Raw genomic sequence first — 3,119 nt, forward strand, 5'->3', positions numbered from 1 at the left:
GCAGAGCCTTTACTATACCCAATTTTAAATCAGCTCGTACATGTTTCTGGTCTGCTCCAGAATGCTGTCACGGCTTTTTTTCGATTCGGCAAAGTATTCATACAGAGCATCCCTGTCCCTGTTTTCGATGGCCTCCGCCACCTCGCCGAGAATGCCCTGCAGAATCCTGATATGGTTGACTATCGCCTCACTGTTGGTCATGCAGATATCGGCCCACATATCCGCGTTGGAGGAAGCGATGCGCGTCGTATCCTTGAAGCCGCCGCCTGCCAGCTTCAGGCAGGCCTCCTGGTCACCGTGGCTCCTGTTCAGCAGAGTTACCAGCGCCGCCGCCGTCACATGGGGAATGTGGCTGATAACGGAAGCACAGCGGTCATGCTTGGCTATATCCAGCGTGGTGAGATTCGCTCCCGTCAGCCTGACCAGACTGCACACCTGCTCATAGGCCTCCTTTGGCACGCCCTCATTTTCCACGATAACATAGCATTTGTTGACAAACAAATCCTTCTGGGCAGCATCGACACCGCTCTTTTCCCTGCCCGTCATAGGATGCCCCGGCACGTAGTAGATATCAGGCGGCAGGATTTCCCTCAGACCGTTCCATACGTACTGCTTGGTACTGCCGGCATCAGTTATAATCGCTCCCGGCTTCATGAAGGGCAGCAGCCGCTGTACCATCGGCACCATCTGCAGTACCGGCGTACTGAGAAAAATAATATCCGCATCCCTGACCACCTCTGCCGGGTCATCCGAAGCAAAATCCACAGCCCCCAGCTCCACAGACCTCTCCATGGATTTTTGGGTGCGGCACATACCTGTTATATATACTGCATCTCCCAGCTTGTCCTTGAGGCACAGCCCCAGGGAGCCGCCAATCAGTCCCACCCCGATTATGGCAAGTCTCAACTCCGCCATCAGTTCTCACCTCTTAGAAGAGAAGCAACACGCTTGATATCTGCCATAACTTCCTCAAAGTCAGAAGGGGTCAGCGACTGCTCACCGTCGGAGAGGGCCACCTCCGGATGCGGGTGCACCTCAATAATCAGGCCGTCTGCCCCGGCGGCAATAGCGGCAATAGCCATCGGGCGCACCATGCTGCGGCGGCCGGTGCCGTGGCTTGGGTCAACCACGATTGGCAGATGGGAAAGCTCCTTGATGGCCGCTACCGCGCTCAAATCCAGCGTATTTCTGGTGTAAGTCTCATAGGTGCGGATGCCGCGCTCGCAGAAAATCACATCATCACAGCCCTCGCTCATGATGTACTCGGCAGCGTTGAGCCATTCCTTGATGGTAGCGCAAAGGCCGCGCTTCAGCATAACCGGCCTGCCGGCACGGCCAACTTCCTTCAAGAGCTGGAAATTCTGCATGTTGCGGGCGCCAATCTGCAGTATGTCAGCATATCTGGCCACGGTTTCGATGGAACGCTGATCCACAACCTCGGTAACAACCTTCAGGCCGTTTTTGTCAGCGGCCTCCCTCAGCATCTGCAGGCCCTCTTCTGCCAGACCCTGAAAATCATACGGGGAAGTACGCGGCTTGAAAGCACCGCCGCGCAGGAACTGGGCGCCTGCCTTTGCTACGGCAGTAGCGGACTCCATGAGCTGCTCCATGCTCTCGACAGCACAAGGACCGGCCATGACAATAGGCTTGCCGCCGCCGATTTCCACGCCGCCAACGTTGATGATGGTGTTGTTCCGCTTGAATTCACGGCTTACCAGCTTGTATTTTTCAGTGATGCGGACAGTTTTTTCCACGCCGCTGAGATGCTGCATCTCCAGCTGGCCGATAGCGGCCTTGTCGCCGATAACGCCCACGATGGTACGGCTTGTACCCTTGGAAAGATGGACATCCAGCCCCTGGGACTTTACCTTGCTGATAACATTGTCCAGCTCTGCCTGAGTTGAGTTTGGTGCCATTACAATAATCATAACAATTCCTCCTGTGTAAATAAAACTATGTTGAATTTTAATTTGTCAGCATATCATTTAAATCCATCAGCTGAACCCGGCCTGCCCCACTTTCCCGCAGGCGGCACTGAAACCGTCAAAACCGCCGGGACAGCTAAATCTGAATACAAAAAAACCGTCCCCAAATACAGGGACGGCTGTTCACCGCGGTACCACCCTGCTCGCTTTCGCAAGCACTCTTTTCAGATACTAACATATCCTAGCCCATGATAACGGAAGCAATCCGGCACGACCTACCATCACATCCCGCAAAAAACGCACCTGTACGATGCATCACGCACCACACGCCGACTTTTTGCCAGGCGACTTCAGCCTGCGGCTCACGAGTGTATATTCCCAGCTTCCTCTGCTGTGTTTCAGCAACCCACAGCTCTCTGTAAAGCACCCACTGGATTTCTCTCGCTCATAGCCATTAAACTATTCAACTACATCAACTGACATAACCCTTGCGTCAAGCTGTCCTGCTCCGAATAAATATCGGACATTTGTACAACAACTCAACCTGCATCCTTATTCTACTCAATAAAATGCGATTTGTCAAGAACAATATAAAAAAATTATTATTTATTACTGTTTACTGCTCCCTGAGTATCAGGGCAATCTCGTCACAGTCTGGAAACTTTGGACAATCAATGCAGTCCTTCCATATCTTGTGAGGCAAATCGTCCCTCGATACAATCTGGAAGCCGAGAGCCTCAAAGAACTTTGGCTTGTAGGTCAGGGTAAATATTGTCTTTACCCCCAGCTCCCTGCCCTCTTCAATCAGCATTTTCACGATGCCACTGCCGATGCCGTGACGTATCATCTCCGGTGCCACAGCCATAGCGCAAATTTCAGCCATGGCGTCCCACGTAATATGCAGTCCGCCGACACCTACAACCTCGCCATCCTCGTCCTCTGCCACCACTAAATCACGCAGATTCTCATAGATGGTGTTGCGGGAGCGGGCCAGCATTTCGCCATTTTTGGCATACACCGCTATCAAATTAAAAATCGTTTCTGTATCGCTAAAGCGAGCCTTCCTAAAAATCATTATGTGCCCACCTCTAAAATCTCAATCTATTATGCCTTGCCCATGCTTGGACACACATCCCCCAGCGGACATTCACTGCACAGAGGCCTGCGCGCCCGGCACACCCTGCGGCCATGCCA

Annotated in this window: 4 protein-coding genes; all 4 read right to left on the bottom strand. The window is 52.8% G+C overall.

All coding sequences use genetic code 11. The features are described from left to right. Window positions 1-24 precede the first annotated feature (24 nt). The 4 genes from ACI3UA_RS03435 to ACI3UA_RS03450 all read right to left on the bottom strand — a co-directional run bounded on the left by ACI3UA_RS03435 (window position 25) and on the right by ACI3UA_RS03450 (window position 3,104). Complete coding sequence (locus tag ACI3UA_RS03435) at window positions 25-915, bottom strand: prephenate dehydrogenase (protein WP_439723430.1); 891 nt, start codon at window positions 913-915, stop codon at window positions 25-27. Further along, window positions 915-1,928: a 3-deoxy-7-phosphoheptulonate synthase gene (gene aroF / locus ACI3UA_RS03440; RefSeq protein ID WP_439723431.1), complete on the bottom strand. Its 1,014-nt coding sequence runs from the start codon at window positions 1,926-1,928 to the stop codon at window positions 915-917. Before aroF ends, ACI3UA_RS03435 begins: the two co-directional genes overlap by 1 nt. A gap of 613 nt (window positions 1,929-2,541) precedes the next feature. Next, a complete protein-coding gene (locus tag ACI3UA_RS03445; RefSeq protein ID WP_439723432.1) occupies window positions 2,542-3,000 on the bottom strand; it encodes an N-acetyltransferase in 459 nt (152 codons plus the stop codon). A 29-nt stretch (window positions 3,001-3,029) separates the two neighbouring features. Beyond that, window positions 3,030-3,104: a hypothetical protein gene (locus tag ACI3UA_RS03450; RefSeq protein ID WP_439723433.1), complete on the bottom strand. Its 75-nt coding sequence runs from the start codon at window positions 3,102-3,104 to the stop codon at window positions 3,030-3,032. Window positions 3,105-3,119: the final 15 nt, after the last annotated feature.

The sequence above is a fragment of the Anaerovibrio sp. genome, from assembly GCF_051866355.1.
Taxonomy (GTDB): Bacteria; Bacillota; Negativicutes; order Selenomonadales; family Selenomonadaceae; genus Anaerovibrio.